The 6,276-nt window shown below is 59.0% G+C and carries 7 protein-coding genes; all 7 read left to right on the top strand.

Annotation, left to right across the window (positions count from 1 at the left end; genetic code table 11):
- Positions 1-2: 2 nt before the first annotated feature.
- Complete coding sequence (locus ADADOO_RS16675; RefSeq protein WP_511278634.1) at positions 3-284, top strand: LapA family protein; 282 nt, start codon at positions 3-5, stop codon at positions 282-284.
- Entirely contained in the window at positions 281-1,453 is a 1,173-nt protein-coding gene (lapB, locus tag ADADOO_RS16680; protein ID WP_511278635.1) for a lipopolysaccharide assembly protein LapB, read from the top strand. The genes ADADOO_RS16675 and lapB overlap by 4 nt, the downstream gene beginning before the upstream one ends.
- An 8-nt stretch (positions 1,454-1,461) precedes the next feature.
- Positions 1,462-2,781: a UDP-glucose dehydrogenase family protein gene (locus ADADOO_RS16685; protein ID WP_511278636.1), complete on the top strand. Its 1,320-nt coding sequence runs from the start codon at positions 1,462-1,464 to the stop codon at positions 2,779-2,781.
- A 3-nt stretch (positions 2,782-2,784) separates the two neighbouring features.
- Positions 2,785-3,717 carry a D-glycero-beta-D-manno-heptose-7-phosphate kinase gene (rfaE1, locus tag ADADOO_RS16690; RefSeq protein WP_511278637.1) on the top strand — a complete coding sequence of 311 codons (933 nt, stop codon included), beginning with the start codon at positions 2,785-2,787 and terminating at the stop codon, positions 3,715-3,717.
- 9 nt (positions 3,718-3,726) lie between these two features.
- Positions 3,727-4,725, top strand: coding sequence for an ADP-glyceromanno-heptose 6-epimerase (gene rfaD, locus ADADOO_RS16695; protein WP_511278638.1), 999 nt, complete (start codon positions 3,727-3,729; stop codon positions 4,723-4,725).
- Positions 4,718-5,617, top strand: coding sequence for a cysteine synthase CysM (cysM, locus tag ADADOO_RS16700; protein ID WP_511278639.1), 900 nt, complete (start codon positions 4,718-4,720; stop codon positions 5,615-5,617). Before rfaD ends, cysM begins: the two co-directional genes overlap by 8 nt.
- Positions 5,618-5,627: 10 nt before the next feature.
- The coding region (locus ADADOO_RS16705) for a 3'-5' exonuclease (RefSeq protein ID WP_511278640.1) at positions 5,628-6,276 on the top strand (649 nt) is incomplete at its 3' end.

Consider the following 6,276-nt stretch of genomic DNA (forward strand, 5'->3'; position numbering starts at 1 on the left):
TCATGACAGCACTGACCTGGGCCATAAGAGCCATTATTTTTGTCTTTCTGGTTGTTTTTGCGACCCAGAACACCGATCCGGCCAGCCTTCGCCTTCTACCAGGAACTGTCTGGCAGACGCCCTTGGTGATCGCGTTGCTGGTGTTTTTTATTGGTGGCGTGATACTTGGCGCGCTCTCGCTGCTTGGCGTCATTTTTCGGCAACGTCGTGAAATATCGCGCCTGAAGCGTGAGGCTCTGCGGAAGCCGGCTTCGCTTACTCCGGAAGTGCCGCCCCGCGCATGAACGAATTTTTCGAATACTGGCAGCTCCTGCTGATACCGGCCTTTTTTGCTCTGGGCTGGATCGCTGCCCGCGTCGACATGCAACAAGTCGTGCATGAGTCACGCGCCTTGCCCCGTTCCTATTTTCAGGGGCTGAATTTTCTGCTCAATGAGCAGCCGGACAAGGCGATCGATTCCTTTCTGGAAGTGGCCAAGGTCGATTCGCAGACTGTTGAGCTGCATTTTGCCCTCGGTAACCTGTTTCGTCGGCGCGGCGAAACGGAGCGGGCCATCCGCATGCACCAGAACCTGATTGACTTGCCTGATCTTGACGACAAGGTGCGTTTGCAGGCCCTGTCTGAGCTTGGGCAGGATTATCTGAAAGCGGGCTTGCTCGATCGGGCTGAAGAGATATTCAACAAATTGTTGGGAACCGACTTTGAGGAGGAGGCCAAGCGCAATCTTCTGGAAATCTATCAAGTCGAGAAGGAGTGGCTGAAGGCTGTTCAGATCGCTCGTGAGTTGCCGGATGTCGCCTCGCATCGGGACATTGCCGAGTACTACTGTGAGTTGGCGGCCAGCGAAATCATGCGTTCTCGGCCGGATTCGGCGCGCGAATATCTTGACGTTGCCACCCGGGAGAATCGGAAGTGTGTACGGTCCAGCCTCCTGCAGGGGGATTTGTTGTTGCAAGAGGGCGATGTCAATGCTGCTATCGAGGCTTGGCAGCGTATCGAGCAGCAAGATCCGGCTTATCTGGCGCTGGTTGCTCAGCGACTGCTTGAGGCCTATCGCAAGCTGGAACGGCTGGCTGAAGGCATCGCGCTGTTGAGCGGTTATCTCGAACGTTATCCCTCGCTTGATCTGCTTGAGGTGGTCTATCAGCTGGTTCTTGAAAGCGAAGGTGTCGATGCAGCCTATCGCCTGGTGCGGGCCGAGTTGCAGCGCAATCCGACCTTGCTTGGCCTGGAAAAACTGATGAGCGCACGCTTGCCCCTGGTGGCGCCGGAGGTTCGTCCGGATGTCGAATTAGCGAGGACGATTATCCAGGGCTACACGAAACGTCTGTCGCGCTATCGATGCGATAATTGCGGTTTCAAGGCCCGCCAGTTCTATTGGCGTTGTCCGGCCTGTGGTGGCTGGGAAACCTATCCGCCGCGCCGCAGTGAAGAATTCGATCAATCCTTGTAGGAAGCCTTATGAAAATCACCGTTGTCGGCACCGGCTATGTCGGTCTGGTTAGTGGCACCTGTCTGGCTGAAGTGGGCAATGATGTTCTCTGTCTGGACGTCGATCCCGAGAAAATTCGCATTCTCGAAGAAGGTGGCATTCCGATCTTTGAACCCGGTTTGCAGGAGATGGTCCGCCGCAATGTTGCCGCCGGCCGCCTGCACTTCACCACCGATGTCGAAAAAGCCGTTCGGCACGGCACCATTCAGTTCATTGCTGTCGGAACGCCGCCTGATGAAGATGGTTCGGCTGACCTCCAGTACGTCCTCGGTGCGGCGCGCAACATCGGCCGTCTGATGACCGACTACAAGGTCATCGTCGACAAGAGCACCGTGCCGGTTGGTACCGGCGCCAAGGTCAAGGCGGCGATTGCTGACGAACTGGCCAAGCGCGGTGTTGATATTCCCTACAGCGTCGTCTCCAATCCCGAGTTCCTCAAGGAAGGGGCGGCTGTTGAAGACTTCATGCGCCCGGATCGCATTGTCGTCGGCGCCGAAGAAGAGCAGGCCATCCATCTGATGCGTGCCCTTTACGCGCCCTTCCAGCGCAATCATGAGCGCGTCATCATTACCGACGTGAAGAGCGCTGAACTGACCAAGTATGCCGCCAACGCCATGCTGGCGACGCGCATCAGCTTCATGAACGAACTGGCCAATTTGGCTGAAGTGCTGGGTGCCGATATTGAAATGGTCCGTCAGGGCATTGGCTCCGATCCGCGCATTGGCTACCACTTCCTTTACCCCGGTTGCGGCTACGGCGGCTCCTGCTTCCCGAAGGACGTCAAGGCGCTCATCGCGACGGCCAAGGACGATGCCGACGTTACCCTCAAGGTGCTGACTGCCGTCGAGGCGGCCAACGATGCCCAGAAGCACGTGCTGACCCGCAAGCTGAAGGCGCGTTTCGGTGATCTCAAGGGCAAGCATTTCGCCCTGTGGGGTCTGGCTTTCAAGCCGAATACCGACGATATGCGCGAGGCGCCGAGTCGTGAACTGATCGCCGACTTGTTCGCCGCCGGCGCCACGGTGACGGCCTACGATCCGGTCGCCATGCATGAAACGCAGCGTATTTTCGGTGATGACCCGCGTCTGAGCTATGCCGAGAGCCCGATGGGCGCGCTGACTGATGCCGAGGCGCTGCTGATCGTTACCGAATGGAAAGAGTTCCGCAGTCCGGACTTTGATGCCATCAAGGCAAGCTTGAAGAACCCGGTGGTGTTCGACGGCCGCAACCTGTACGACCCGAAATTCGTCCGGGCATCGGGCGTCGAATATTTCGCCATCGGCCGCTGATCAATGCCTAGCATGCTGGAAAAAATTTCGCAGATTCGCCTTCTCGTGGTCGGCGATGTCATGCTCGACCGCTACTGGTTCGGCGAGGTCAGCCGGATTTCGCCGGAAGCGCCGGTGCCGGTGGTCAAGGTTCGGCGGATGGAAGAACGCCTCGGCGGGGCGGCCAACGTTGCCCGCAATGCGGCCTCGCTCGGTGCTGTTTCGGCCTTGCTGTCGGTGGTCGGTGACGACGAGGCAGGGCGTACCCTCGGCCGCCTGCTCGAAGAAGGTCAAATTGATGCCAATTTGCACGTTGACCGTGAGATTGATACCACTGTGAAGTTGCGCGTCATCGGTCGTCAGCAGCAACTGCTGCGCATTGATTTCGAGACGACACCGTCGCACGAAGTGCTGCAGGCCAAGCTGGCCGATTTCGAAACCCGGGTCGCCCAGTCCGATGTGGTGGTCCTTTCCGACTACGGCAAGGGCGGGTTGAGGCATATCGCCGAGATGATTCGCATCGCGCGCGCCCACGATAAGCCGGTCCTCGTCGATCCCAAGGGTGACGAATGGGGCAAGTATGCTGGCGCTACCGTGATTACGCCGAACCGCGCTGAGTTGAAGGAGGTTGTCGGGCGCTGGTCGTCGGACGAGGAACTGGCTGCCAAGGCGCGCAAGTTGCGCGGCGAACTCGGCCTCGAAGCCTTGCTGGTTACCCGCAGCGAAGAGGGGATGACCCTGTTTGCCGATGATATCCACCATCAGCCAGCCCTGGCGCGCGAAGTATTCGATGTTTCCGGTGCTGGCGATACGGTGATCGCCACGCTCGCCGTCATGATCGCGGCCGGCGCCGAGTGGGCCGAAGCCATTCGTGTCGCCAACATTGCCGCCGGCATCGTCGTCGGCAAACTTGGAACTGCCGTGGTCAGCCGTGAAGAACTTGCCGCCGCCCTGTAAGGAATAATCATGTACACAGTCGTTACCGGCGCTGCCGGCTTCATCGGTTCCAATATCGTCAAGGCGCTCAACGAGCGCGGCGTTACGAAGATCATCGCGGTCGACAACCTGACCAAGGCCGACAAGTTCAAGAACCTGATCGATTGCGAAATTGCCGATTACATCGACAAGAACGATTTCATTGCGCGCATTCAGGCGGGCCATTTCGATGGCGAGATCGAGGCCATATTCCATGAGGGGGCCTGTTCGGACACCATGGAAACCGACGGTCGTTACATGATGGAAAACAACTTCCGTTACTCCTCGATCTTGCTCGACTGGTGTCTGGATCAGGATGTCCAGTTCCTCTACGCCTCCAGCGCCGCCACCTATGGCGCCAGCAATATCTTCAAGGAAGAGCGGCAGTACGAAGGGCCGCTCAACGTTTACGGCTACTCGAAGTTCCTGTTCGACCAGATCGTTCGCCAGAAGCTGGCGCAGAATCCGTCGTCGCAGATCGTTGGTTTCCGCTACTTCAATGTTTATGGCCCGCGCGAAACGCACAAGGGGCGCATGGCATCGGTGGCTTTCCACAACTACAACCAGTTCAAGGCCGACGGCAAGGTCAAGTTGTTCGAGGGCTCGCACGGCTACGAGAACGGCGGCCAAATGCGTGATTTCGTTTTCGTCGGCGACGTCGCCAAGGTCAATCTGTACTTCCTTGATCACCCGGAAAAGTCCGGCATCTTCAACCTCGGTTCCGGTCGGGCGCAGAGTTTTAATGATGTCGCGGTTGCTGCGGTCAACGGCTGTCGCAAGGCAAAAAGCGAAGCGCCATTGGGACTCGACGAACTTCGGGCACAGGGCTTGCTCGAATACGTCGCCTTCCCCGAGGCGCTGAAAGGCAAGTATCAGGCATTCACCCAGGCCGATCTGACGCGCCTGCGCAACGCCGGCTACGCTGCGCCGATGGCCACGGTCGAGGAGGGCGTCTCCCAATACATCGAGTGGCTCCATAAAAATGTATAAAACCCTGCAGGATTTTGTTGGAAACACGCCGCTGGTTCGTCTGGTCCGCATCCCGGGCGCCGACAACGACCAGCGCAACAACGTCATTCTGGCCAAGCTCGAAGGCAACAACCCGGCCGGTTCGGTGAAAGACCGCCCGGCGCTGTCGATGATCGTCCACGCCGAAGCGCGCGGCGACATCAAGCCCGGTGACACGCTGATCGAGGCGACCTCCGGCAACACCGGCATCGCGCTGGCCATGGCGGCGGCGATCAAGGGTTACAAGATGATTCTGGTCATGCCCGAGAATCAGAGCATCGAACGGCGCCAGAGCATGCGGGCCTACGGCGCCGAACTGGTGCTGACGCCCAAGGATGGCGGCATGGAGCTATGCCGCGACGTCGCCGAGAAAATGCGTGACGAAGGCAAGGGCATCATCCTCGACCAGTTTGGTAACACGGATAATCCGCTGGCCCATTACGAAGGTACCGGCCCGGAAATCTGGCGCGACACCGATGGCAAGATCACCCACTTCGTTTCCAGCATGGGAACGACCGGCACCATCATGGGGACGTCGGCTTTCCTCAAGACGCAGAATCCGGCCATCCAGATCGTCGGTTGCCAGCCGGAAGACGGCAGCCAGATTCCCGGCATCCGCAAATGGCCGGAAGCTTACCTACCTAAAATTTTCGATAAAAATCGGGTTGACCGTGTGGAAAGCGTTAGCCAGGCCGATGCCGAAGCCATGACGCGCCGGCTGGCGATGGAAGAGGGCATCTTTGCCGGTATTTCCTCCGGTGGCGCCCTGGCCGTAGCCTTGCGCTTGTCCCGTGAACTGGAAAATGCCGTGATCGTCACCATCGTCTGCGACCGCGGCGACCGCTACCTGTCGACCGGCGTCTTTCCGGCATGAGAAGCGCAGCATGAAACCAGTCCTCGTTTTCGACATCGAGACGATTCCCGATGTCGCCGGCCTGCGCCGCCTGAACGAGCTGCCGGCCGAGCTTTCCGACGAGGAGGTCGCCGAGCTCGCCTTCCAGCAGCGGCGCGCCAAGACCGGCAATGACTTCCTGCAATTGCACCTGCAGCGCATCGTCACCATTTCCTGCGTGCTGCGCACCGGTGAGGGGCTGAAAGTCTGGTCGTTGTCCGAGCCTGACCTCAACGAAGGCGCGATCATCCAGCGCTTTTTCGACGGCATCGAGAAATTTACCCCGCAGATCGTTTCCTGGAATGGCAGCGGTTTTGACCTGCCGGTGCTGCACTACCGCGGCATGCTGCATGGTGTCGCGGCGCCGCGCTACTGGGATCTCGGCGACGGCGACTACGCCGATTCGCGTGATTTCAAGTGGAACAACTACATCAGCCGCTACCACATGCGCCATCTCGATCTCATGGATCTACTGGCCCTCTACAACGCCCGCGCCAACGCGCCGCTCGACGATCTGGCCAAGCTCTATGGCTTCCCCGGCAAGCTCGGGATGGATGGTGGCAAGGTCTGGGAGGCCTGGCAGGCCGGCAAGAGCGCCGAGATTCGCGATTACTGCGAGACCGATGTCATCAATACCTACC

The organism is Azonexus sp. (assembly GCF_036170495.1).
Lineage (GTDB): Bacteria > Pseudomonadota > Gammaproteobacteria > Burkholderiales > Rhodocyclaceae > Azonexus.